Below are 23,833 nucleotides of genomic sequence, written 5' to 3'. Positions count from 1 at the left end.
CCTTCCCGCAGATCGTGAGCCGAATAAGACTCGTCACATTCGCGCGCTTCGTCGGTAGGATGGGTGACCCGCATCACACGACCGGCAACCTTCCGCACGGGCGTCCGATTCGTGACGTGCACCAGCGGCGGGCCGGGATGCGGGATCGCACAACCGGGAACAAGGGATATGACGACAGACATCGGTTACACACACCACTCCGGCGCCATGGTCTCCACCGTGCCGCAGGCGTTCCAGCAAACCGTGACGCTGCGCCCGCATCAGGTCGCCCTGCGCACCGTCGGCGGCACCCAGCAGATCACCTGGGCCGAGTTCGACCGCAGAGTCCGCGCCCTCGCCGCCGGACTGGCCGAACTCGGTGTCGCACACGGCGACACGATCGGCATCATGCTGACCAACCGGCCCGAGTTCAACCTCGTCGACACCGCGGCCCTGCACCTGGGCGCCACCCCGTTCTCGGTCTACAACACCAGCTCCCCCGAGCAGATCGCGCACGTGTTCACCAACGCGGGCAATCGGATCGTCGTCACCGAGCGCGCGTTCCTCGACGCGGTCAAGGGCTCCGGCGTCGCCGTCGACCACATCATCGTCGTCGACGGCCCCGCCGCCGACACCATCACCCTCGACCAGCTCGAGTCCAATCCCAAGGCGGACTTCGACTTCGACGCCGCCTGGCAGGCCGTGACCCCGCGGGATCTGGCCACCATCATCTACACCTCCGGCACCACCGGCCCGTCCAAGGGCGTGGAGATCACCCACGCCAACGTCATCGCCCAGATCAAGGCGCTGATCGAGGGCCCGCTGACCGTCGGCCCCGACGACCGCGCGGTGTCGTATCTGCCCGCCGCGCACGTCGCCGACCGCATCTCCGGGCACTGCCTGGCCCTGTGCACCGGCATGACCGTCACCTGCGTGCCCGATCCGCGCGAGATCGCCGCCGCCCTGCCCGACGCCCGCCCGACCGTATTCTTCGGCGTGCCGCGGGTCTGGCAGAAGATCAAGGCCGGAATCGACGCCAAACTCGCCACCGAGGCCAGTCCGGTGAAGAAGACGCTGGCGAACTGGGCCATCGGCGTCGGGGTCGCCAAGGCGCGCGCCGAACTCGGCAGCGGCGGCGGCCCCGCGCTGCTCGGCCTGCAGCACAAGCTCGCCGACGCGCTGGTGCTGTCCAAACTGCGCCACGCCCTGGGCCTGGACCAGCTGCGCGTGGCCTCCTCCGGCGCCGCCGCCATTCCGCCGGAAACCCTGGAATACATGCTGGGACTGGGCTTCACCGTCAGCGAGATCTGGGGCATGTCGGAGACCACCGGTGTGGGCACCTACACCGAACTCGACCGCCCCCGCCCCGGTTCGGTCGGGCGCGTCGTCGACGGCTGCGAGATCCGGCTGGACTCCGACGGCGAACTGCTCATCCGCGGCCCCATCGTGACCCGTGGCTACCGCAACATGCCCGACAAGACCGACGAGGCCCTCGATGCCGACGGCTGGCTGCACACCGGCGACGTCGCCACCATCGACGGCGACGGCTACGTGACGATCGTGGACCGCAAGAAGGAACTGATCATCAACGAGGCCGGCAAGAACATCTCCCCCACCAATATCGAGAACGCCGTCAAGGCCGCCTCCTCGCTGATCGGGCAGGTCGTCGCCATCGGTGACGCCCGGCCCTACATCGCCGCGCTGGTGGTGCTCGATCCGGACACCGCCGCCGTGCGGGCCAAGGCACTCGGCGCCCCCGACGCCGATATCGCCACCCTGGCCACGCGTCCGGAGATCATCGACGAGGTCCGCGCCGCCATCGAGGCGGGCAACACCAAACTGTCGCGCGTCGAGCAGATCAAGCGCTTCCGCATCCTGACCCGGCAGTGGGAGCCCGGCGGTGACGAGATCACCCCCACCCTCAAACTCAAGCGCAACCCCATCGCCACCAAATACGCCACCGAGATCGCCGAACTGTACGTCGACCCGCTGCCGGAGGGCGTGATCAGCCTGAAGTAGCCGAAAACGACGGCGGCCCGGGCGTTTTCGCGCCCGGGCCGCACTCGCGTCGGCGGACTACTTCTGCTCGTAGGTTCCCACGATCACCGCGCGCGCGATCGCATGGGAGAACAGGTTGAAGCCGAGGAATGCCGGGCTGGCGTCCGCGCCGATCCCCAGCGACTCCACATCCACCGCGTGCACCGCGATGAAATACCGGTGGTAGCCGTGTCCGGGCGGCGGCGCGGCCCCCACGAATCCGGCGAAGCCGCCGTCGTTGCGCAGCGTGATCGCACCCGCGGGCAGCGCACCGCCCTCGCTGCCCGCTCCGCTGGCCAGTGACGTCGTGCTCGCCGGGAGGTCGGCCACGGCCCAGTGCCAGAATCCCGACGCGGTCGGCGCGTCCGGGTCGTACACCGTCACCGCGAAACTCTTGGTCTCGGCCGGGAATCCCGACCACGACAGCTGCGGCGAGACGTCCTTGCCGCCGGCGCCGAACACACCGGAGACCTGATCGTTGCCCAATGCCTCGCCGTCGCGCACATCGGTGGAGGTCAGGGTGAAGCTCGGCAACGGCGGCAGCGCCGCGTACGGGTTGTAGGAGTAGTCGGGCACGGGTGGGCCGTCCTTTCCGAATCGTCAGCTGTGCAAGAGGAAATGTTCCAGGACCCGGGTGCCGAATTCCAGCGCGTCGACCGGAACCCGTTCGTCCACCCCGTGGAACAGCGCCGAGAAGTCCAGTTCCGGGGGCAGCCGCAGCGGCGCGAACCCGAAGCAGCGAATCCCCAACTTGGCGAACGCCTTCGCGTCGGTTCCGCCGGAGAGCATGTAGGGCACGGTGCGCCCGGCGGGATCGTGGGCCAGGATCGCGGCGTTCATCGCATCGACCAGATGCCCGTCGAAAGTGGTCTCGTAGGAGTCCAGGTGCGTGATCCACTCCCGCTCCACATCCGGGCCGATCAGCTCGTCCACCTCCCGCTCGAACGCGGCCTGGCGACCGGGCAGCACGCGGCAGTCCACCACCGCCTCGGCGGTCTGCGGAATCACATTGGCCTTGTAGCCCGCCCGCAGCATGGTCGGATTGGCGGTGTCGCGCAGGGTGGCGCCGATGATGCGGGAGATGGTGCCCAGCTTGGCGAGCTGGCCCTCGATATCGGGGCCGTGCGGATCGAAGTCGATGCCGGTCTCCTCGCCGACCGCGGCCAAGAATTCCGCCACCGAATCCGAAATCACCAGCGGGAAGGTGTGTTTGCCCAGTCGCGCCACCGCGTCGGCCAGAATGGTGACCGCGTTGTCCTCGTGCACGAACGAGCCGTGTCCGGCGCGGGCCTTGGCGCGCAGGCGCATCCAGGCCAGCCCCTTCTCCGCGGTCTCCACCAGATACAGCCGCCGCTCGGTGCCGTCGCGGCGCGGCACGGTCAGCGAGAACCCGCCGACCTCACCGACCGCCTCGGTGATGCCCGCGAACAGGTCCGGGCGGTTGTCCACCAGCCAGTGCGATCCCCAGCGGCCGCCGTTCTCCTCGTCGGCCAGGAACGCGAACACCAGATCGCGCGGCGGCACCGTGCCCTCGATCTTGAACTGGCGCGCCACCGCCAGCATCATCCCGACCATATCCTTCATATCGATCGCGCCGCGGCCCCACACGTAGCCGTCGCGCACCGCCCCGGAGAACGGGTGCACGCTCCAGTCCGAGGCCTCGGCGGGCACCACGTCCAGATGTCCGTGGATGAGCAGCGCGCCGCGCGAGGGGTCCGCGCCGGGCAGCCGGGCGAACACATTGCCGCGCCCGGGCGCACCCGATTCGACGTACTCGGTGGTGTAACCGGCCTGATGCAGCTGATCGGCCACCCACTGCGCGCATTCGCGTTCGCCCTTGGTGGTTTCCAGCTCGCCGGTATTGGAGGTGTCGAAGCGGATCAGCGTGCTGACCAGCTCCACCACCTCCGACACGGCGCGCGACGACTTCTCGATCTTGTCACCGGGTGCAGACACGCCTTCCTTCCTACCACCCGGGCGCAGGCGCGGAATCCGTTGGCCGCGGCGTGCGCGCAATCAGACCGCGTGCACCCGGGCCGCGCCGATGCGGGCGATGCGCTCCTGACCCCAGCGGCCCAGCGGCTCGAGGGCCGCATTGAGCGCACGGCCGGTCTCGGTCAACGAGTACTCCACCCGCGGGGGCACCTCCCGATACACCTCGCGGTGCACGATGTCGTCCTCCTCGAGTTCGCGCAGCTGCTGGATCAGCATCTTCTCCGACACCCCCGGCAGCGCCCGGCGCAGCTCACCGAAGCGGCGCACCCCGCCGGTGTCGAGCTCCCACAGGATCAGCGACTTCCATTTGCCGCCGACCACATCCATCGCCGCGTCGATACCGCAGAAATATGGTCCGGATCTCTTCTCGCTCATGCCTCGGGTTTCCCACCTGGATACATACGAATCGGTAAGTACCGCACAAATTAGTCAGTACTTGGCCGATGGGCCAACAAGGGTGAGCATAGTGGCGGCGCCGCAGTTCGATAAGTCCGCTCACACGCTCGTAAGGAGTTGTCCCGCAATGCCATCCACCCCCGTAACCCTGCTCGGACTCGGCGCGATGGGCCGGGCCCTGGCCGCGGCTCTACTGCAGGGCGGTCATCCGACCACGGTCTGGAACCGCACCCCCGGCCGCGATGAGGACCTGCGCGCCGCCGGGGCCACCGCCGCGGCCACCGTGGCCGACGCGATCGCGGGCAGCGGCCCGATCATCGCGGTCCTGCTCGACCACGCCTCGGTGCACGCGACCCTCGACCCGGTCGCCGACAAGCTCGCCGGCCGCCAGCTGGTCAACCTGACCAGCACCGCCCCCGACGAGGCCCGCGAACTGGCCGCCTGGGCCGCCGCGCACGGTATCGACTACCTCGACGGCGGCATCATGGCCGTGCCCTCGATGATCGGGCAGCCCGGGTCCTCGATCCTGTACTCCGGGTCGCGGGCGGTGTTCGACGAACACCGCGAACTGTTCGAAACCTTCGGCGCGGCCGAGTATTTCGGTCCCGACGCCGGACTGGCCTCGCTCTACGATTTCGCGCTGCTGTCGGCGATGTATCTCATGTTCGCGGGCTTTGCCCACGGCGCGGCCATGGTGGCCACGGCGGGGGTGAGCGCCCAGGCCTTCGCCGAACGCGCGATTCCGTGGGTGCAGGCGATGGCCGCGGGGCTGGGCGGGCATGCGGCGTACTTCGACAGCGGCGACTACACCGCCGAAACGCAGTCGCTGCATTTCAACAAGGCCGCCCTCGACGCCATCGTGCGCGCCACCCGGGCGGCCGGGGTGCGCCCGACGGTGCTGGCACCGGTGAAACACCTCATCGACGAACAGGTCGCCGACGGCCATGGCGCGGAATCGTTCGCCCGCGTCTTCGAGGGGCTGCGCGCCTGAAAACGCCACCGCCGCCGCCGATTTCGATATTCGGCGGCGGCGGAATCCGGCTCAGGCGGCAACCCGCTCGGGTTTCGGCCGGGCGGGCTCGCTCCAGCCGGGCGGGCCGAAGACGTAGCCCAGTCGCCCGCGCCAGCTGCGGGCGCGGCGCACATCGCCGACCAGCGCGGCGAATTCGTGATAGTTCACCTTCACCGGATGGTCGGTGCCGATGTTCTTGGTCAGCCCGTAGCGGATCGGCTCGCTCTCGGCGGCGAAGGTGCCGAACAGCCGATCCCAGACGATGAACACCCCGCCGTAGTTCCTATCGATGTAGGGCGTGTTCGACCCGTGGTGCACCCGGTGGTGGGCCGGGGTGTTGAAGACGAATTCGAGGGGCGCCCACAGGGTTTTCACCCGCTGGGTGTGGATCGGGAACTGATACAGCAGCCCGAGGGTGATCAGCAGGAAGATCATCCACACCGGAAAGCCCAGCAGCGCCGCGGGCACCCACGCCAGACTGCGCGGAATCGAGGCCACCGGATTGAGCCACGGCAACCGGATCGCGGTGGACAGATTGAAATACGTCGACGAGTGATGCACGCTGTGCGCGGTCCACAGCAGCCGGATCCGGTGATCGGCCCGATGCGCCCAGTAGTAGCAGAAATCGGTGACCACCAGCCCCGCCACCCACACCCACCACCGATCGGCGGGCAACCGCAGCGGCGTCAGCGACGACGCCGCCACGATCGTGGAGAACGGCAGCGCGTACTGCAGCAGCGGTTTGCTCACCAGATCCAGCCCGTAGGTGATCCAGTTGGTGGTGGTGTCACGGGCGGAGAATCCGCTCGGCCCGTCGCGGTTGCGGCGCGCGTCGAGCCACTCGACGAACATCAGCAGCGCGAAGGCGGGCACCGCCAACAGGCCCAGATCGGTCATCCTCGAACTCCTTCATCCGGTTTCGGCTCCCGGCGCCGACGCTACCGCCATTGACCTGGCAAAACATCGCGCCGCGGAGGGAGCGGGCGTCCCTCGCGCGGGGGACGGCACCGTCGCGGCGGGCCGGTATCGTCGCGGTTCGTGCGAGAAAATCGGCTCGGGGTGTGGGCGCGACGGCGCGCGCGGGCGTCGCTGCGCGGCTTCGCGGCCGTCGGCGGCGAGCCCGGCACCGTGCGCCGTTCGCTGGCTCGCCAATCGGTCCTGGTGGCCGTCGCCGCCGCCGTGGTGGACATCCTCGTCTTCACCATGAGCGGCATCTACGCCGACGCGCCCGCGCTCGCGGTTCTGCTCAGCGTCGCCATCGTCGCCGCCGATCTGGCCCTGGCCGCCCCGCCCAGCACCGCCGCCGTCGTGGCCGCCGCCCAGGTGGCGGTCCGGCTCGTCCAGTGCTGGCTGCTGCACCGTCACGGCCTGCCGCTGCGCGTCGCCGACGTCGGTTTCCTCGTCGCGGGGTATCGCGCCGGGGCGTGGCTGTCACCGCGGGCCTCGCTGGTGACCGTGCCGCTGCTGGGATTGGGCGCCTCCACCGCGAGCCTGCTCTCCGGCAGCCCGGCCGCCCACGACTGGCGGCTGCTGGCCACCCAGGCCGTCTCGGCCGGACTGGTGCCGTGGCTGGTCGGCCGCTACACCGCCGCCCGCGGGGCCTACATCGCCGAACTCGAACAGCGCGAACGACTTCGCCAGCAGGAACACCGCGCCGCCCTCGACCGCGCCCTCACCGACGAGCGCGAGGCCATCGCCCGCGACCTGCACGACGTCATCTCCCACCACGTCGCCGCCATCGGCATCCACGCCGGGGCGGCCCGGCTGGCCCTGCCGTCCGGCGACACCCGAGCCGCCGAATCCCTCACCGCCGTCGAGGCGTCCAGCCGCGCGGCCATGAACGATCTGCGCCGCCAGCTCGATCTGCTGCACGGCCGCGACGACGCCGGTCGCCGCCAGCCCGGCCTGGCCGATATCGAGGAACTCGTCGACACCGTGCGCGCCGCGGGCCTGGACATCACCGTCGAACTCGACGCCGCCCCCGACGCGCCGCCGCTGCCGGAATCGCTGGACGTCATCGTCTTTCGCATCGTTCAGGAGCTGCTCACCAACGCCCTGCGCCACGGCGACGGCACCGCGGCCCTGCGGGTGCGCCGCGACGGCCGTCGGCTGCGCATCGATCAGACCAATCCCCTTGCCGCCCAGCCGGATCCAGGTACCGGCGTACGTCGCGGACTGGACGGCATCCGCCGCCGCGCCGAACTGTTCGGCGGCGCCGTCGAACACGGCGCCGCGGCGGACCGCTGGCACATCACCGTCACGCTGCCGATCGGAGCCTCATGACCGCCCCCATCCGCGTGCTCATCGCCGACGACCACGCCATGTTCCGCTCCGGGCTGCGCGCGGTCGTCACCGCGCATCCGGATCTGCAGTGCGTCGCCGACGTCGGCGACGGGCGCAGCGCCATCAGCGAAACCGCCCGGCTGCGACCGGATGTCGCGATCCTCGACGTGCGTATGCCGAAACTGGATGGGCTGGCGGCCACCGAGGCCATCGTCGCCGCGGGCGGCACCCGGGTGCTGGTGCTCACCACCTACGACAGCGAGGCCAGCCTGGCCCGCGCCCTCGCCGCCGGGGCGAGCGGATTCCTGTTGAAGACCCTGCCGCCGGAGGAACTGGTCGCCGCCATCCGGGTGGCCGTGCGCGGTGACGCGATCATCGATCCGTCGATGACCCGCCGCCTGGCCGCCCGCCTGGCGGGCACCCTCGCCCCCGCCCCGCCGCCGCCGGAACTGGCCACCCTCACCGCCCGCGAGCACCAGGTGCTGCTGCTGCTCGCCGAGGCGGCCAGCAACGGCGAGATCGCCGCCGCCCTCGGGGTGGGCGAGGAGACGATCAAGACCCACGTCTCCCGCATTCTCGCCAAACTCGGTGTGCGCGACCGCATTCACGCCGTGGTCTACGCCCACCAGTACGGCCTGCCGCGCGGCTAGTCGCGTCGATCGGCGGGGAAGTACTCCAGTGCCTCGGCCAGCGGTTTCCGCCGCAGATCCGGGACCTCGCAGTCGGGGGCGGGATAGCCGACCGGGAACAGGATGTAGGGCCGCTCGGTCGCGGGCCGTTCCAGGATCTCGGTGAGAAACCCCATCGGATTGGGCGTGTGGGTCAGGGTCGCCAGACCCATCGCGTGCAGGGCGGTGATGAACAGTCCGCACGCGATGCCGACGCTCTCGTTGACGTAGTAGTTCTTGCGCAGTGACCCGTCGGGGCGCGGGGTACTCTTCTCGGCGAACACCACCACCAGCCACGGCACCACCTCGAGATAGCCCTTGTCGGAGGTGGTCTCCAGCGGCGCCAGCGCCTCCCGCCACGCCTCGGGCAGCCGCCCGCCCTCGTAGTTGATGCGCTCCTCGTGCTCGGCGGCCTCGCGGATGCGGCGCTTGATCCCCGGGTCGGCGACCGCGACGAACTTCCACGGCTGATGATGCGCCCCCGACGGGGCGGTATTGGCCGCCGCCACCGCCAGCTCGATCATCTCGGCGGGCACCGGATCGGCGGCGAAGAACCGCACACTGCGGCGAGAATCCAGCTGCTGCAACAACTCCCGGCCCCGCCGCAGGCCCGCGGCCGGATCCAGCCGCGGCGGACGATACGGCACGAACGGGTGGGCGTGCTCGCGCGGGGTGGTGATCTGGTCGGTCATGGCAACAGGGTAATCGTCAACCCCGCTGACGCCCTTGGTGTTTGACACCGGCGTACCGAGGCATTACCCGACCTACCAACCGAACTCGACGAGGAGGTTCAAGTGTCGGGTGCAGTACTGGCCGTGGTGATCGTCGTCGTGGTCGCCGCGGTCCTGATCGTGGCCGCACTGGCCGCGCGGCCCGCCCTGCGCAGGCGCCGGTTGCGCAGCAGATTCGGGCCCGAATACGACCGCATGATGCAGCAGGCCGAGGATCGCCGCGCCGCGGAAGCCGAACTGGCGCAACGCGAACGCCGCCATGCGCGGCTCGAGTTGCGGCCGCTGTCGGAGCAGCAGAAGCAGCGCTATCAGCTGGAGTGGGCGCGCATGCAGGAGCAGTTCGTCGACGACCCCGCCGCCGCACTCGGCGCGGCCGACCGGCTGGTGACCGCCATCATGGCCGAGCGGGGCTACCCCACCGAAAGCCACGAGCAGAAGGTCGCCGACCTGTCGGTCGAACACGCCGAACCGCTCAGCGGCTACCGCGTCGCCCACGACATCACCGTGCGCGCGGGCGACGGCGTCGCCACCACCGAGGATATGCGCACCGCCATCGTGCACTACCGCGAACTGTTCGCCGATCTGCTCGGCACCGACCCCACCCCCACCTCCCAGCCCCAGTGAGACCCGCCATGAGCATCTTCTCCCACCGCGACGCCGACACCGACCGCCCCACCCGGCCCGACGACGCCTCCACCGTCGGCGACGCCGACCAGCGCGACGCCGAACCCCGCACCGGCCCCGCCGCCCAGTCCCATCGCGCCGAAGAGGACGCAGAACGGCAGGGACACGCGGGCGATTCCCCGATCGCCGCCGTCGATCCCCGCACCACCGAGCGGGACCTGCACGCCTCCGGCGGACCCGCCACCGCCCCGAGCGGCTACAGCAGGGGCGCGGTCCCCGATGAGCCCGACGCCGCCGCAGTGACCGGCACCCAGGGCGGCCACGGCAGGGACGCGATCACACAGGGCGGCCACGGGCGGGACGCGGTCACCGATGATCAGGCTGCCGTCGCCGGCTCGGTCGTGCCCGACGAGGACGCCCGCACCGTCGACTCCGCCGCGAAACCTCCGCAGCCCCATTCGGATTCCCCCGAACACGACGCACCCCTGTTCGCCGAGGCCGACCTGGAACGGCTGCGCATCGAATGGCGCGAGGTGCAGTCGCTGTTCGTCGACGACCCGCAGCAGGCCGTCACCCGCGCCGACCAGTTGGTGAGCACCACCATCGACCAGCTCACCGCCGCGGTCGCCGATCGCAAGCGCGCCCTGGAGACCCGCTGGCGCGCCGGGCAATCCGCCGACACCGAGGATCTGCGCCAGGCCCTGCGCGGCTATCGCGGCTTCTTCCACCGCATCCTCGGCGCCAACTGAATATCCGGCCGGTTCGAGCGCCGCGACGGCGATGGGTGCGCTCGGACCGGCCGGTGCGTCAGCGCTGGAAGATGCTGTCGCGCAACGGCTGTGGCAGCCCCGCCACCAGCCGGGTGATATAGCGCTGGATCTGCCCCACCCGCAGCTCCGCGGGCAGGGTCTGGTGGACGTGGCGGATCAGCGCACACGCCTGATCCGGCTCGCCCTGGCGCAGCAGCATCGCGGCCAGATCCAGATCCAGCAGCGCCCGGCCCACCTGATCCTTGTCCGCCATTGGCAGCTCCAGCACCCGCGCACGCATCTCCTCGGCGGCCTTGCGGTCCCCGAGCGAGGTCAGCGCGTGCGACTGATGCCAGCGCAGAATGTATTCCGAGGTGCCCAGATTGTCATCGGTGGTCGCGGTGGCGGGCAGCGCCGCGAACATCCGCTCGGCCGCGGCGATCGCGCCCATCGCCTCGCGGCGCCGCCCGATGCGCGCCTGAATCCCGGCCTCGGCCAGCAGCCCGAACACATACGCCGAGCGCGATCCGGCCGACTGCGCCGAATGCGCCGCCGACAGCCCCTGATCCAGGGCGTGGCGATAACACTCGTGCACATGGGCCAGATGCGCGCGCAGCCACGCCTCGACCGCCACATCCCCGGCCTGCCGCGCCGCGCGCCGGGCCTTGTACAGCCACATGAAGGTGTCGTGGATATCGGCGATGTCGTTGAGCCGGAATGCGATCAGCCCCGCCACGATCGCCTCCACCCGCAGCAGCCGCCGATGCAGCTCCGCCGAGCGATCGGCCAGCATCAGATGCTGAATCTTCGCCAGATCCCGCATCCGGGCGGGGATGTACTCCGATGGCGGCTGGATGTACACCAGATAGCCGCTGAGCTCGAGGCTCTCCTCCAACGCGCGCACGGTATCCCACACCCCCGGCTCCACCGCGGGTGCGGGCGCCGCGGCGGGGGCGCGTTCGTCGGTGTAGTCGTGGCCGAATCCGAGCCGATCGGGACGGGTCCTGTACAACCGGCACAGCGCGTCGAGGAACTGGTAGGACGGCATGTCCAGGCCGGTCTCCCAGCGCGAGACACTCTGATGTGACACACCGGGATTGGCCACGCCCGCCTCGCTGAGCAATTGCCGCAACCGCGCGGCCACATCGGCCAGCGTGTAGCCGTGGGCGATCCGATGTGCTCGCAACAACGACGCACCACAGTGCGCCCGGATCGCCTGGACCGCCTCCCACCTCGTCCCCCCGGCGGCCTCGATATCACGCACGATCCGGCGTGCGCACGCGATGCTGTGTGGGCTGTTCACAACATCTCCCAATTCGCGAGTGTTGGACGAGCATGGGGCTCTGCGTCGTCCGAGCTCAACACTAGTCCTCGGATCGCCAGCTTGCGTTCGCACAGCGACTGTTCTGCGCGCGAGACGTGCAAGCCGGTGACTCGCCCTGGCGGACGCAGGCGCACCGATCGCAGGCTGGGCGCCATGAGAAAAAGCGCATTCGTCGGCAGGGCTCCGACGCACACCCCTCGCAAACACCTCCACGACCAGAGCGGCACCGCATCGCTCGCGACCCAACTGATCCAACTGATGTCGGCGGCGGCCACCGTCGTCACCGCGCTGGCCGCCTACATCGCCTGCGCGTCGGTGATGAACATTCCGACCGTGTCGATCCTGTCGGCCGCCTGCCTGGTGGCCGGATGGCTGGCCCGCTCGCGGCCGTGGCGGCATCCCGCACAGCAACCGCAGCTGCCCCCCGAGGCTCCGGACGATCTCCCGGAACCGGACGATCGACTGCTGCGCCGCCTGCGGTCCCGCAAGGATCGCTGACGAGTGAACGCCACCTCGCGGTCGGGGAACAAACCGACGGCGATTGCTGAAAATCCGCCTGTTCCATACCGGTTGGAATTTACGAGCCGGTAGCCGGAGACGGTAGGTACGCTGGCGGTATCGATGGCACGGCAATCGTACGTGGTAGCAAGATCACCGACCTGCGAGGTGTCGCGGCGCTGGTGTTACTGACCGCGTCGTATGCCATGTTGACGGTGTTCACCAAATATCTGGACACCGGCTTCACCGTCGCCCAGCAGGTGTATCTGCGCACCGCGGTCGCCTTCGCACTCGCTGCCGTCGTCTTCGCTCGTCAAGTGCGCTGGCGCGTCATTGTTCGGGCCGGGGCACGGGAATGGACGGTCGTCGTCGTGCGAACCGCGCTGCTGTATGTCGTGGGCACCCTGCTGTTCGCCAAGGCCGCCACCATGACCAGTGTCGCCAACGTCTCCTTCATCGCCGCGCTCCCGCTGGCCGCCGCCCTGGGACTGCTGCTGCGCCAGGTTCGCGCCACCGTTGCCCGGCTCACCTGCGTCGCGGGATCCGCGGCGGGGGTGGCGATCATGTCGGGATTCAGCCCCGGACCCGGCGGCGCCTGGATGGCGTGGAACCGCGGCGATCTCATCGCGCTGGTGGCCGTGACCGCGATGGCACTGAGCTACATCGGCCGCGAATGGCACGGCGGTGTGCTGAACAATTCCGAGATCACCACACTCACCGTCGGAGTCGGCACCGTCGGGGTGGCACTCGTCTCGGTGGCTCAAGGTCAGGGACTGCCCCGATTGCCCGCGGAGCTCTCCCCGGTGGTGCTGTGGGGCGCGATCGCGGTGGCCGGAGCATTGAGCGTGCTGAACGTCTTCCTCATCAACTACGGCTTCGATCGGGTGGATTCGGTCAAGGCGGGCAACCTGATGACCGTGGAATGCGTGTGGGGACTGCTGTTCGGGCTGGCGTTCTACCAGCAGATTCCCACGATGAACGGCCTGGTCGGTGGCGCGCTCATCGTGGGCTTCGCCATCGGACTCAATGCCGCCGAAAAGGGTACGGCCACAGGCGAATCCGAGGAGCTTCCGCGCGCCGAAGTGAAGCGGCTGACCAGTATTGATCCTTCCGCCGAGCCACCCGATCCCCGCGACAAGGTCGCCTGACCTCTCAGCGCCGCGAGCGTCCCAGCTCGGCGAGCATGGCGTTGTAGGCGGTCAATTCGTCGTCGTCGGGATAGGCGTCCTGATGGCGATCGGTGCGCGCGGCCACCCTGCGGTCCTGGCGCGCCCACTGCGACAGCAGCGCGCCGACCACCAGCAGCACCGGCACCTCCCCGGAGATCCAGGCCAGGCTGCCGCCGATCTTCTGATCGGCCAGCAGATCGTGCATCCAGCCCAGTTGCAGCTGCGGATAGTAGGTGCCGCCGATCAGCGACTCCATCGACATCACCGCCACCCCGAAGAACGCGTGGAACGGCATGATCGCGAACAGCATGCCCAGCCGCCCCAGATGCGGCAGTCGCCGCGGCCCGGGGTCGATGCCTATGATCGCCCAGTAGTACAGGTAACCGGTGATCAAAAAGTGGATGTTCATCAGCAGATGCCCCCAGTGGAAGCGAATCAGCTGATCGAACAGCGCGGTGAAATACAGCCCGTACAACGAGATCACGAACACGATCAGCGCCACGATCGGATTGGCCAGCACCCGGGTGAAGCGCGAATGCATCAGCGACTGCGCCCATTCCCGCGGCCCCGGCGGATTGCCCCGCCCGGCCGGGGCCACCGCCCGCAGCAGCAGCGTCACCGGACCGCCCAGCACCAGCAGCACCGGGATGAACATGTTCAGCGCCATATGACCGCCCATGTGCGCACTGAACATGCCGTATCCGTAGGCGCCGATTCCCGACGAGGTCACCACCAGCAGCGCCGCACAGCCAGCGACCCACGACACCGTCCGCCACCGCGACCACTCGTCACCGCGTCGCCACAACCGCAGCGCCCCAACCAGATACGCCACCGCGGCGAGGATCGCCGCGGTCCCCAGCACCACATCGAAGCGCCACACCGTCGCGAACCGCCACACGCTCGGCGGTTGCGGCAGATCGAAGCCCAGGAATACCTGCTGTGCGGTGAAATCGCGCCGCGCGAACGCCGGCGCGGGCTGCACGGCCATCACGGTGGCGATTCCGAGCCACACCACCGCCGCGGCCGAGGCCGCCACCAGCAGCGCATAGCGCCGGTGGGTGCGCGCGCCCGGACCGTTGCGCACCAGCGCGCGCGAGTTCGGCTCGTCCGCCGCTTCCGCTGTCGTCCGACGGGGCGCGCTCGTCGGCGGGTGGTCCGGCGTGCCTGATCCGGTTCGCCCGAGGCCGCTTCGGGCCGGGCGGCGACCCAGAACCCAAACGAGCACGGCATGCCCGCCCAGTAGCACGGCCGCCGCGACGCCCAGCCAGCCGTACACCCCGCCGAAGGTCGAGGGCGGGGCGAGGATGGCGACCAGGATCGCGGCGGTGGGGAGCATGACCGCCACGGCCAACGCCACGATGATGCGGTAGCGGCGCAGCGCGACCGTGGAATCAATTGTGCGACGGCAGTTTTGGGCGACGCACCAGCTGAGACCGGCCAGCGGTGCGAGGGCCAGGGCGAAGGGGATGACCGCCCCGGTGGCGTAATCGTGGTTCGGTCCTTCTCCGGCATTGCCGGTCACCGCGGGCGCGAGCACCGCGATCGCGCTCACCGCCGTCAGCCCGAACAGGCTGTTCCACGACAGGGCCAGTCGCAGCAGCACCGCCACGACCAACACCGCCAGGCTCGCCACCAACCAGGCCTTGGGCTTCTCGGCCGCGGTGAGCAACGGCCCCAGCGCGCCCAGTCGCAGCGCCTTGGCCAGCGACAGGCCCGCCGAGTCGGCCGCCGTCACCGGAATCAGGGCGACCGCGGCCACCAGCCAGATCACGGCCGCGCGTTCGGCCAGCCGCACCCCGGCATATCCCGCCACATCGACGCGGCCCTGGGCGGTGGGCGCGGTACAGAACAGCGCGAACAGCAGCGGCCCGAGGGTGAATCCGCCCGCCAGCGCCGCGATCAGGCGCAGCAGCACATAGCTCGCCGCGTGCACGTATCCCGGAAACTCCAGGCCCTGTTGCTGATAGGCCTGCGTGCCGACCTGCGCGGTGACCGCCAGCGCCAGCCCGGCCGCGAGGACGGCCGCGAGTGCGACAACGGCCGCGCCCCAGCCTCGTTCGACGTGGCCGGGGCGGAGGGGGGTGGCGTCGCGTCGTGGCATCACCGGCGGAACTCGCGCAGGCGCAGGCTGTTCCAGACCACGAAGAACGACGAGAACGCCATCGCCGCGCCCGCGATCAGCGGATTGAGCAGCCCCGCGACGGCCACCGGAATGGCGGCGACGTTGTAGCCGAACGCCCACACCATATTTCCGCGGATGGTCCGCAGCGTCGCCTGCGCCAGCTCGATCGCGTCCGGCACCGCGCCCAGATCCTCGCGCACCAGGATGATGTCCGCGGCCCCGATCGCCACATCGGTGCCCCGCCCGATCGCCAGCCCCAGATCGGCGGCCACCAGCGCGGGCCCGTCGTTGATCCCGTCCCCGACCATCGCCACCCGATGCCCCTGGCCCTGCAACTGCCGCACCACGTCGACCTTGCCCTCCGGCAGCACCTCCGCGATCACCTCGTCGATACCGACCTCATCCGCGATCGCCTGCGCGGCACGGGCATTGTCCCCGGTCAGCAGCAGCGTCCGCAGCCCCAGCCGATGCAGCCGCGCCACCGCCGCCGCCGCACTGGACCGCACACTGTCGGCGACCGCGATCACCGCCACCGCCTGGCCATCCAGACAGAAGTACACCGCGGTCCGCCCATACCGCTGCTCCCGAGCCAGCGCCCGCCGCAACTCCTCCGGCACGCCGACACCCTCGGCCTCGATCAGCGCCGCGCGCCCGATCAGCGCCGCCCGCCCGGCCACCGTTCCCCGCGCGCCGAGTCCGGGCAGCGCCTGAAAATCGCTCACCTCGGGAAGGCGCGCCACCTCCGAATCGGCGTCGTCCTCGATCCGCGTCGGCTGCTCGGTCCTCCGCGCCACCGCAGAACTCGCCACCCCGATCTCACCCGGCTCACCACTTTCGGCGGTCTCCACCGCCGACACCGCCCCATCGACGCGCGCCGCCACCGACCGCTCGATCTCCCGCCGGGCATAGGCGGTGATCGCCGCCGCCACCGCATGCTCGGAGGCCGCCTCCAAACCGCCTGCCAGCGCGGCGATCTCGCGGGTGGAGTGGCCCGCGGCGGTGTGGACCGCCACCACCGTCATCTCGCCCTCGGTGAGGGTGCCGGTCTTGTCGAACACCACGGTGTCGACGCTGCGGCTGGTCTCGAGGGCCTGCTGGCCCTTGATGAATACGCCCAGCTGGGCGCCGCGTCCGGCGGCCACCATCAGGGCGGCCGGGGTTGCCAGGCCCAGCGCGCACGGGCACGCGATGACCAGGACCGCCAGGCCCGCGCCCACCGCCTTGTCCAGGCCAGCGCCGGAGATCAGCCACGCGGTGAAGGTGACCGCCGCGATGCCCAGCACCACCGGCACGAACACCCCGGCGATCCGGTCGGCCAGCCGCTGCAGCGATGCCTTGCCCGCCTGGGCCTCCTCCACCAGCCGGATCATCGCCGCCAGGCGGGTATCCGCGCCCACCGCACCGGCTTCCACGATCAACCGCCCGGTCAGCGACACCGTGCCGCCGGTCACCGCCATGCCGGGGCCGACCTCCACCGGCACCGACTCCCCCGTCATGGCCGAGGCGTCGATGCTCGAATGTCCCTCGACCACCAGGCCGTCGGTGGCCACGGTCTCCCCCGGCCGCACCACGAAGCGGCGGCCCTCGGTGAGTTCCTCGACCGGAACGGTGATCTCGCGGCCGTCGCCGGTCAGCACCGTGACGTCCTTCGCGCCGAGGGCGGCCAGCGCGCGCAGCGCCCCGCCCGCGCGGCGGCGCGCCTTGGCCTCGAAGTAGCGGCCCGCGAGCACGAAGACCGTGACGCCGCCGGCGACCTCGAGATAGATCGAATCCGCGCCCAGGATCGCCGCCCACACCCCGTGCCCGGACGCGGCCGGGGCGGGCCGGGCGAACAGCGTCACCACCGACCACACCGTGGCCGCGGTGATCCCGATCGACACCAGCGTCTCCATGCTGGTGGCTCCCGTGCGCAGCCCGGCCAGTGCCTTGCGGTGCAGCGGCGCGGCCGACCACACCACGATCGGCAGCGCCAGCGCGAGCAGAATCGCCTGCCACCCGGTGATCCGGGTGCTGGGCACGGTGGCGAACATGATCGACAGATCGGCCAGCGGGAAGAACAGCAGCAGCGCCACCACCAGGCGGCGGAACAGATCCGCGGCGATGCGATCCTCCGGGCCGGTGTCGAGCACGGTGGTCGTGCCCTGCACGGGAGTGGCGCCGAAGCCGATCTCGGTCACCTTCTCGCACAACAGGTTCGGGTCCAGCTCCGCCGGGGCGTCCACGGTGGCCACACCGGTGGCGAAGTTCACGCTGGCGGTCACCCCGTCGAAGCGGTTGAGGGTGCGCTCGACCCGCGAGGAGCAGGCCGCACACGACATCCCCGACACCGCGAGCCGGACCCGGACGCGGTCGGCGGCGGTGTCCTCGACGGGAGCGAGAGAGTTGGTCATGGGATTCGGATTCCGTTGGCTCGGGCCACCGAAGCGGATTCGGCGGCAGGCGGATTCGGCGTGGTCTTTCGGCGCCCGCTCAGGCGGCGGGATCGTGCGTGGAGCGCAGGTGGCCGGTGCGCCGTCCCGCACGCGCACCCGGTGGCATCGCCAGCGGTCCCGGTTCGGCGGTGACCTCCGGCGGTTCGCCGCCCGCGCGACGCCGCAGCAATACCAGCACCAGCAGCCCGGCCAACAGCACCACATGCGATTCGGCGCGGGTCGCGCTCATCTGCCCGCCGATCAGATCGTGGGCGACGAACACCGACACCACCGCGGCGAAACTACCGAATACCGCGATCAGCCCGCTCACCGCCCGCACCGACAGCGCACCCCACACCATGCCCGCGCCGAGGGCGAAACTCCACGCGGTGCTCTCGTTGAACAGATGCGAGCCGACCTCGTGTTCGGCGTGCACACCCACCCCGTGCCCGACCAGCTGCGCCAACCCCAGCGCGCACTGCACCGCGCCGATGCCGAGCAGGATCATCCGCAGCGCCGAGGTCGACAGCCCGCGCCGCCGCGGCGTCACGCCCACGAATTCGGCCCGCGCCAGGATCTGGTCGGTCAGATCCGGGGTGACCGGCGCGGCGCGCATGCGCAGGGTGCGGGTCGTCGCGCCCGCCGCCGCGTACCAGTCGGTGCAGGCCCGGCACTCCTCGAGGTGCCGATCGACCTGCGCCGAGGGCACCGGTTCGGGTTCGCCGTCGATCCGGGCCGACAGCGCTTCCCGGCAGACATCGCAGTTCACGGTGCAGTAGTCGGTTCGGGGGCCGCCGAAGTTCCCGGGATTCGCTGTGGCGTGAAACACCCTACGCCCGGTAGTAGATCTTTTTTCGGGCCGGGCTAGGGTGTCCGGCATGGCAACGGAGTCCAGCGACGATCGGATCACCGCGCTCGCCCTGGCCGCGGGCCGCGGGGATCGGCAGGCGCTGGAGGAGTTCATTCGCGCCACCCAGTCCGACGTGTGGCGCTTCATCGCCCACCGGGCCAGCCCCGCCCGCGCCGACGACCTCACCCAGGAGACCTACCTGCGCGCCCTGGGCAGCCTGCGCCGCTTCGAGGCGCGCGCCTCGGCCCGCGCCTGGCTGTTGTCGATCGCCCGCTACGTCTGCGCCGACGAGGTTCGCGCCGCCATGGCCCGCCCGCGCGTCGCCGCCGACGCCGACTGGGAGGCCGCCGCCGACCGCCGCCGTTCCGGAAGCAGCACGGCCGCAATAGAATTCGCCGAACTCCGGATCATGCTCACCGCCCTCCCCGAGGACCGCCGCGAGGCCCTGATCCTCACCCAACTCCTCGGCCTCTCCTACGAGGAGGCCGCCCAGGTCTGCGGCTGCCCCGTAGGCACCATCCGCTCCCGCGTAGCCCGCGCCCGCGAGGACCTGATCGGCGAGGTCCGCGCGGGCGAGGCCGCGGGCAGCTGAGCCGCTACCCCGACGCCAGGCCGTTCACCGGACGATCCGGGGTGGCCAAGGCGGCGGTGAGCAGACGTTGGAAAGCGGTGGCGTGGGTGGTCAGGTCTTCGACGCCGAACAGGTGGGGGTTGCCGCCGACCACGAACTCCATGGCGTCGGGGCGGTCGTAGAAGTAGAAGCCGATGTCCTCCTCCACTCCGGCGGTGACGTTGTGGATGGTCGCGGGGGTGTCGGCGAAGTGGGGTGCGAAGTCGAAGGGCATGACGTTGGCCAGCGGGCCGTAGGCGCGGTCGTGGTCGAAGGCCGGGCCGAGGTCTCGCCAGAGGTCGACGACTCGGTACCGCAGGTGCGGGGCGCTGTCGCGCAGGAAACCTTCGATGTGCTCGACGGCATCGGAAAACGTTGTCCGTGAGTCGAATTCGGCCCAGTAGTACACGACATTGATGACCGTGCACGGCACCCGCGCCGCCGGGGTGCCCGCGCGGGCCAGCACCGGCAGGCACAACCGGATTTGCGACTGTCCGGTCACGCGGTGCACATAGGTGGCCGCCGCCGCGAGCAGTGCGGTGGCCGAACCGCCGCGCTCGCGCAGGCGGGCCAGCAGGTCGGGATCGAATTCGGTTGCCGTTCTCGCCATCCGGCCGGTCATCGGCTCGGTGCGCGGGGCGACGATCGGCGGGGCGGGGCGGTCGCGGTGGTAGCGCAGCCAGTAGTCGCGGGCGGCCGCGTAGCCGGGGCCGTCGCGTTCGGACTCCTCGTGGGCGACCACCTCGGCCAGCGAACCGAACCGGGACGGGGCGGGTTCGCGTCCGGCCAGCAGGGCGGTGTACACCTGGGCGACCCGCCGCGCGACCTGCGCCAGCCCGTAACCGTCGAGCAGGATGTGATGCACCCGGTGGTACCACCACACCCGCTCGGATCCCAGCCGCAGGATCGCGTGCGTGAACAGCTCATCGGCCACCAGATCCACCGGGGTGTCCAGATCGGCGGCCATCCACGCCGCGGCCGCCGCGAGCGGATCGTCGTGGCCGCTGAGGTCGACCGTGCGCACCTCCCACCGCGGCGTACGCGGCCGCAGCCGTACCCCCGCCGGCGTCTGGGCGAACCCGAGGTTGCACACCTCGATCTCCCCGACCGCCCACCGAATCGCCCGCGCCAGCACCGTTTCCGACACCGGCCCGTGAAACTCCGCGTACTCGGCCACATTGAACATGGCCGTCACCGGATCGGGCCCGTCCTGCTGGTAGTGCCAGAACTCCTCCTGCGCCGCGGTCGGCCGCAGTTCATTACTCGGCACGCAACCGCTCCCACCACTGCCGCAGCGTCGGCTGCTCGATCAGATCCATGAACCCGATCCGCGCCCCCGCCGCCCGCCACCGCTCCACCAGCGCCAGCACTCGCACCGAATCCAGCCCGGCCGCGAACAGGTCCGCCTCCGGATCCAACTCCTCCGCGGTCAGGTACAGTTCGGCCGCCACCTCGGCCCGCAGTTGCGCGAAACTCACCCCCGCACTCATCCGATCCTCCGAACACCGCTGGGCCACAGCGGTTCCCGCAGCTGCCGCCGTAGGATCTTGCCACTGGGATTGCGCGGAACCCGCTCCACGAACTCGAACCGGGACGGAATCTTGTATCCCGCCAGCCGATCGGTGCAGTGCACGAACAACTCCCGCGCCGACACCTCGGCGCGGGCGGCGACGAAGGCGTGCACCCGCTCCCCGAACCGCTCGTCCGGCGCGCCCACCACCGCCACATCGGCCACCGCCGGATGTCCGGCGATCACATTCTCCACCTCGGCCGGATAGATGTTCTCCCCGCCCACGATGATCATGTCCTGCAACCGATCGCACAGGAACAGGTAACCCTCGTCGTCGAGGTATCCGGCATCGCCGGTGCGGATCCAGCCGTCGACCAGCGTGGCCGCGGTGGCATCGGGCCGCCGCCAGTACTCGACCATATGCCCCGGGGTGCGCAGCCACACCTCCCCGACCCGGCCCGGCCCCAGCGGGTCGCCGCGCTCGTCGCTCACCCGGATCGCGAAACCCGGATACGCTCGCCCGGCCGCCTGCAGCCGCGGGCTGCCCGGATAGTGCTGATCCGGCGGCAGGCACACCGCGGTGTTCCCGGTCTCGGTGAGCCCGTAGATCTGGGCGAATTCGCAGTCCAGGATCGACATCGCCTGTCCGAGCAGGCTTTCCGAGATCGGCGAGCCACCGTAGACCAGTTTGCGCACACTCGCCAGCGCCGCCCGGTCCGCGCCCGGCTCGGCCAGCATCAACCGCAGCATGGACGGCACCACGCACACCGTGCTGATCGCCCGCTCCCGAATCAGCTCCACCGCCGTCGCCGGATCGAACCGCGGCATCGCCACCATCGTCGCCCCCGCGCCCAAACCTTGAGTGGCCCACCAGATTCCGCCGACATGGAAGCCGGGAATCCCGATCAGCCCGATATCCCCCGCCCGCCAATCGATCCAACCCTCCCCCGCCGCGGCCAGCGCCGCGCGCACGGCGAAGAAGCTGCGATGCGCCAGCACCACCCCCTTGGGCAGTCCGGTGGTGCCGCTGGTGTACAGCTGTACCACCGGGGTATCGGCATCGAGGTCGAGCTCCGGCGGCTCGGCGGGCTGCCCGCCGTACCACTCGGCGAAGGATTCGGTGTCCAGACAGCGAATCGTCGAGCCGAGGTCGAGCCGCGCGCGCAGCGACGCATCGGCGATCAGCACCTCGGCCCGCGAGTCGGCGAGGATGTGCCCGATCTCCTCGGGGGTGAGCCGGAAGTTGATGGGCACCAACACCGTCGCGCTCCGCGCGCACCCCAGCAGCGTGGCGTAGTAGTCCACCGACTCCAGACCCAGATACGCCACTCGCGCGCCCGGCGCCAGCCCCGCCGCCGACAACCCGGCCGCGATCCGGTCGGCGGCGCGGTCGAGGTCGCCGTAGGTCATCGTCCGCGCGCCGCAGACCACCGCCGTGGCCGCGGGATCGTGCCCCCGGGTCAACTCGGCCAGGGTCCGGCTCATCGGCCCGCCCCCGTATCGACGACCACCAGGCGAATCCGGCCGTGGCAGACACCGGTCCCGTCGGTGAACCGGAAGCCGGTGTGCAACGCGATCCGCTGCGCCCCAGCGGAATTGGTGTAGGCATCGGCGGCCCCGAGGGTGAACTCGCCGGTGAACGCCGTGGAGTCGATGGGCCGCTCGAATTCGGTCCGTACCTCGGCGATGAGAATGTCGGGCAGATAGCGGCGGTGGAAATCCGCCATCGCCCAGTCCGCGAACGCTGGATGCAGCCCGTGCCGCACGACGGTGGCCACGGTCTGATACATCAGCTGGTTGAAGCAGATGATGACCTCGACGGCATTGAGATGTCCGGTGTCATCGATATAGCAGGGCGCGCCGATGCCGAACTCCCCCGTGCCCACGACGGTCTCGCCGTCGGTGCGCACCGACGCCGTGCGCAGATACCGGCAGTGCGGCTTGTAGCAGCGCTGCACCTCGGCAAGGAATTCGGGTTCGACCTCGAAAACGGCGGGTGCGGCGATCATTTCAGCAGATCCCTGTCGTCGTACACGGTCACCCGCCAGGACACCGCGGGCTCCACCCGGTCGCTGTGCACCGCCCGGTGCACCAGGCTCAGGTTGTCCCACAGCAGCAGATCCCCCACCTCGAAGCGCTGCAGATGCACCGCCGGATGCGCGAGATCGGATTGTCCGGTGACGGCGAGCAATTCGGCCAGCAGCTCACGCCGCTGGTTGCCCTCGGCGTCGAGCACGGTCTCGGTGAACCCCTCGCTCACGTACACGATCGGCTCGCCGGTGTGCGGATGCGACAGCACCGTGGGGCGGTGCACCGGCGGCGTGCGGGCGTCGATCTCGTCGAGAATCTCCCCCACCGGCCGGAACACGTCGTCGGGGCGGATCTTGAAACAGCGGCGCACGGTGTGCACAGCGGTGGTGTCGGCGATCGCGGCACGCAACTGCGGGGTGAGCCTGCCGTACGCGGCGGCCAGATCGATGAACAGCGTCCCCCGGTTGCTGCTGGGCACCACCCGCGGATAGGTCAGCGTGATATCGAACGGGCGCGGCATGAACTGATAGTCCGAATGCCAGAACCGCCCGGTCTTGGGCACGCCGATCTGGCGGCCGTCGGGTTCGGCGGTGGCCGAGACGAACACCTCCGGCACCTCCGGGTGGTGGTAGACCGGCTCGTAGTAGGCCTGCGGTGCGCCCAGGCGGCGGCCGAGCGCGAGAAAACTCGCCGGATCGTGGTGCTGGTTCTTCAGCACCACGATCTTGTGGCGGTAGATCGTCTTCTTCAGAAGTTGAACGTCCTCGTCGGCGGTGGGATCGAAATCCTCGACGATGACGCCCATACCGGCCTGCGGGCTGGTCCTCACAATCG

Annotated in this window: 23 protein-coding genes; 9 read left to right on the top strand and 14 right to left on the bottom strand. The window is 70.2% G+C overall.

From position 1 onward, the window contains the following. The first annotated feature begins 168 nt into the window (after positions 1–168). The gene (locus NDR87_RS00655) at positions 169–1,998 is read left to right on the top strand and encodes a long-chain fatty acid--CoA ligase (RefSeq protein WP_251909327.1); all 1,830 of its coding nucleotides are present in this window, start codon (positions 169–171) and stop codon (positions 1,996–1,998) included. 57 nt (positions 1,999–2,055) lie between these two features. On the opposite strand, the gene NDR87_RS00650 is transcribed toward NDR87_RS00655, so the two are convergent. From NDR87_RS00650 to NDR87_RS00640, 3 genes are read right to left on the bottom strand one after another with little or no spacing between them, the layout of a single operon-like run. Continuing rightward, entirely contained in the window at positions 2,056–2,592 is a 537-nt protein-coding gene (locus NDR87_RS00650; protein ID WP_251909328.1) for a YbhB/YbcL family Raf kinase inhibitor-like protein, read from the bottom strand. 24 nt (positions 2,593–2,616) lie between these two features. Further along, positions 2,617–3,972 carry a M20/M25/M40 family metallo-hydrolase gene (locus NDR87_RS00645; RefSeq protein ID WP_251909329.1) on the bottom strand — a complete coding sequence of 452 codons (1,356 nt, stop codon included), beginning with the start codon at positions 3,970–3,972 and terminating at the stop codon, positions 2,617–2,619. A 60-nt stretch (positions 3,973–4,032) separates the two neighbouring features. Next, entirely contained in the window at positions 4,033–4,386 is a 354-nt protein-coding gene (locus NDR87_RS00640; protein ID WP_251909330.1) for a helix-turn-helix domain-containing protein, read from the bottom strand. A 148-nt stretch (positions 4,387–4,534) separates the two neighbouring features. Between NDR87_RS00640 and NDR87_RS00635 the strand changes: the two genes are divergently transcribed. Beyond that, complete coding sequence (locus tag NDR87_RS00635) at positions 4,535–5,398, top strand: NAD(P)-dependent oxidoreductase (protein WP_251909331.1); 864 nt, start codon at positions 4,535–4,537, stop codon at positions 5,396–5,398. A gap of 51 nt (positions 5,399–5,449) precedes the next feature. Here NDR87_RS00635 and NDR87_RS00630 read toward each other — a convergent pair whose 3' ends face one another. After that, positions 5,450–6,316, bottom strand: a complete 867-nt coding sequence (locus tag NDR87_RS00630) for a sterol desaturase family protein (protein ID WP_251909332.1) — start codon at positions 6,314–6,316, stop codon at positions 5,450–5,452. Positions 6,317–6,457: 141 nt separating this feature from the next. On the opposite strand from NDR87_RS00630, the gene NDR87_RS00625 reads away from it, so the two are divergent. Then, positions 6,458–7,702 carry a histidine kinase gene (locus tag NDR87_RS00625; RefSeq protein WP_251909333.1) on the top strand — a complete coding sequence of 415 codons (1,245 nt, stop codon included), beginning with the start codon at positions 6,458–6,460 and terminating at the stop codon, positions 7,700–7,702. Next, on the top strand, positions 7,699–8,352 hold the full coding sequence (locus NDR87_RS00620; protein ID WP_251909334.1) for a response regulator transcription factor: 654 nt from the start codon (positions 7,699–7,701) through the stop codon (positions 8,350–8,352). Before NDR87_RS00625 ends, NDR87_RS00620 begins: the two co-directional genes overlap by 4 nt. Here NDR87_RS00620 and NDR87_RS00615 read toward each other — a convergent pair. Then, the gene (locus tag NDR87_RS00615; protein WP_251909335.1) at positions 8,349–9,062 is read right to left on the bottom strand and encodes a nitroreductase family protein; all 714 of its coding nucleotides are present in this window, start codon (positions 9,060–9,062) and stop codon (positions 8,349–8,351) included. The two genes, NDR87_RS00620 and NDR87_RS00615, sit on opposite strands and share 4 nt — an antisense overlap. A gap of 102 nt (positions 9,063–9,164) precedes the next feature. Between NDR87_RS00615 and NDR87_RS00610 the strand changes: the two genes are divergently transcribed. After that, positions 9,165–9,725 (top strand): hypothetical protein, encoded by a 561-nt coding sequence (locus NDR87_RS00610; protein ID WP_251909336.1) that lies wholly within the window; start codon positions 9,165–9,167, stop codon positions 9,723–9,725. 8 nt (positions 9,726–9,733) lie between these two features. Further along, the gene (locus NDR87_RS00605; RefSeq protein WP_251909337.1) at positions 9,734–10,474 is read left to right on the top strand and encodes a hypothetical protein; all 741 of its coding nucleotides are present in this window, start codon (positions 9,734–9,736) and stop codon (positions 10,472–10,474) included. Positions 10,475–10,532: 58 nt separating this feature from the next. Here NDR87_RS00605 and NDR87_RS00600 read toward each other — a convergent pair whose 3' ends face one another. Then, positions 10,533–11,777 (bottom strand): helix-turn-helix transcriptional regulator, encoded by a 1,245-nt coding sequence (locus NDR87_RS00600; protein ID WP_251909338.1) that lies wholly within the window; start codon positions 11,775–11,777, stop codon positions 10,533–10,535. A gap of 174 nt (positions 11,778–11,951) precedes the next feature. On the opposite strand from NDR87_RS00600, the gene NDR87_RS00595 reads away from it, so the two are divergent. Next, positions 11,952–12,296 (top strand): hypothetical protein, encoded by a 345-nt coding sequence (locus tag NDR87_RS00595; protein WP_251909339.1) that lies wholly within the window; start codon positions 11,952–11,954, stop codon positions 12,294–12,296. A 182-nt stretch (positions 12,297–12,478) separates the two neighbouring features. Further along, entirely contained in the window at positions 12,479–13,444 is a 966-nt protein-coding gene (locus tag NDR87_RS00590) for a DMT family transporter (RefSeq protein ID WP_251909340.1), read from the top strand. Between the two features lie 4 nt (positions 13,445–13,448). Here the strand turns inward: NDR87_RS00590 and NDR87_RS00585 are convergent, their stop codons facing one another. The 3 genes from NDR87_RS00585 to NDR87_RS00575 form a co-directional block, all read right to left on the bottom strand. Then, positions 13,449–15,566 (bottom strand): cytochrome c oxidase assembly protein, encoded by a 2,118-nt coding sequence (locus NDR87_RS00585; protein WP_251909520.1) that lies wholly within the window; start codon positions 15,564–15,566, stop codon positions 13,449–13,451. After that, a complete protein-coding gene (locus tag NDR87_RS00580; protein WP_251909341.1) occupies positions 15,566–17,977 on the bottom strand; it encodes a cation-translocating P-type ATPase in 2,412 nt (803 codons plus the stop codon). Before NDR87_RS00580 ends, NDR87_RS00585 begins: the two co-directional genes overlap by 1 nt. 79 nt (positions 17,978–18,056) lie before the next feature. After that, positions 18,057–18,827 carry a zf-HC2 domain-containing protein gene (locus NDR87_RS00575; protein WP_251909342.1) on the bottom strand — a complete coding sequence of 257 codons (771 nt, stop codon included), beginning with the start codon at positions 18,825–18,827 and terminating at the stop codon, positions 18,057–18,059. A gap of 49 nt (positions 18,828–18,876) precedes the next feature. Between NDR87_RS00575 and NDR87_RS00570 the strand changes: the two genes are divergently transcribed. Beyond that, positions 18,877–19,440 (top strand): sigma-70 family RNA polymerase sigma factor, encoded by a 564-nt coding sequence (locus tag NDR87_RS00570; protein ID WP_251909343.1) that lies wholly within the window; start codon positions 18,877–18,879, stop codon positions 19,438–19,440. A gap of 4 nt (positions 19,441–19,444) precedes the next feature. Here NDR87_RS00570 and NDR87_RS00565 read toward each other — a convergent pair whose 3' ends face one another. The 5 genes from NDR87_RS00565 to NDR87_RS00545 are packed head-to-tail and all read right to left on the bottom strand — an operon-like array spanning position 19,445 to position 23,828. Continuing rightward, positions 19,445–20,728, bottom strand: coding sequence for a condensation domain-containing protein (locus tag NDR87_RS00565; RefSeq protein ID WP_251909344.1), 1,284 nt, complete (start codon positions 20,726–20,728; stop codon positions 19,445–19,447). Then, positions 20,718–20,948, bottom strand: coding sequence for a phosphopantetheine-binding protein (locus tag NDR87_RS00560; RefSeq protein ID WP_251909345.1), 231 nt, complete (start codon positions 20,946–20,948; stop codon positions 20,718–20,720). The genes NDR87_RS00565 and NDR87_RS00560 overlap by 11 nt, the downstream gene beginning before the upstream one ends. After that, positions 20,945–22,453, bottom strand: a complete 1,509-nt coding sequence (locus tag NDR87_RS00555; RefSeq protein ID WP_251909346.1) for a long-chain-fatty-acid--CoA ligase — start codon at positions 22,451–22,453, stop codon at positions 20,945–20,947. The genes NDR87_RS00560 and NDR87_RS00555 overlap by 4 nt, the downstream gene beginning before the upstream one ends. Then, entirely contained in the window at positions 22,450–22,977 is a 528-nt protein-coding gene (locus NDR87_RS00550) for an FcoT family thioesterase (RefSeq protein ID WP_251909347.1), read from the bottom strand. Before NDR87_RS00550 ends, NDR87_RS00555 begins: the two co-directional genes overlap by 4 nt. Then, positions 22,974–23,828 (bottom strand): TauD/TfdA family dioxygenase, encoded by an 855-nt coding sequence (locus NDR87_RS00545; RefSeq protein ID WP_251909348.1) that lies wholly within the window; start codon positions 23,826–23,828, stop codon positions 22,974–22,976. Before NDR87_RS00545 ends, NDR87_RS00550 begins: the two co-directional genes overlap by 4 nt. Positions 23,829–23,833: the final 5 nt, after the last annotated feature.

This window comes from Nocardia sp. CDC159 (assembly GCF_023740735.1).
In the GTDB taxonomy this organism is placed as follows: Bacteria; Actinomycetota; Actinomycetes; order Mycobacteriales; family Mycobacteriaceae; genus Nocardia; species Nocardia pulmonis.
Note: the sequence above shows the minus strand (reverse complement) of the source record. Positions and strands in the feature narration are given on the sequence as shown.